This window comes from Streptomyces sp. P9(2023), from assembly GCF_032436795.1.
In the GTDB taxonomy this organism is placed as follows: domain Bacteria; phylum Actinomycetota; class Actinomycetes; order Streptomycetales; family Streptomycetaceae; genus Streptomyces.
Genome location: NZ_JAUPWM010000159.1, coordinates 1 through 449, shown reverse-complemented (window position 1 = coordinate 449; position 449 = coordinate 1). Strand labels below are relative to the sequence as shown.

The following is a 449-nucleotide window of genomic DNA, read 5'->3' as shown; positions in this document are numbered from 1 at the left end:
ACGGCCAGCCCGGAATGGTGGGCCAAGGCCACGCCCCAGCAGCAGGCCGCGTTCTTCGACCAGGCGCAGGGCTGGCTGGCGGCCAAATACGGCGCGGATCGCATCGTGACGGCCAGCATCCACCGCGACGAGGCCACCCCGCACCTGTCGGCCTTCGTCGTGCCGCTGACGCAGGACGGGCGGCTGTCGGCCAAGGAGTTCATCGGTGGCCGCGACAAGATGCGGGCCGACCAGACCAGCTTTGCCGAGGTGGTGAGGGATCTCGGGCTGGAACGCGGCATCGAGGGCAGCCGGGCCACCCATCAGCGCGTCCAGAGCTACTACGGCGCCATCGAGCGCCAGCCCGGGCACGCCACCATCACGCCGCAGGCCATCGAGCCGCGGGTGCTGCGTAAGGGGATTTTCTCAAAGGACGTGGAGACGCCGGAGGCCGTGGCCGCCCGCGTGAC

The 449-nt window shown here is 70.6% G+C and carries 1 protein-coding gene; it reads left to right on the top strand.

Going from position 1 to position 449, the window contains the following annotated elements; translation table 11 throughout:
- The coding region (gene mobV, locus Q5762_RS37155; protein WP_315896725.1) for a MobV family relaxase at nucleotides 1-449 on the top strand (449 nt) is incomplete at both ends.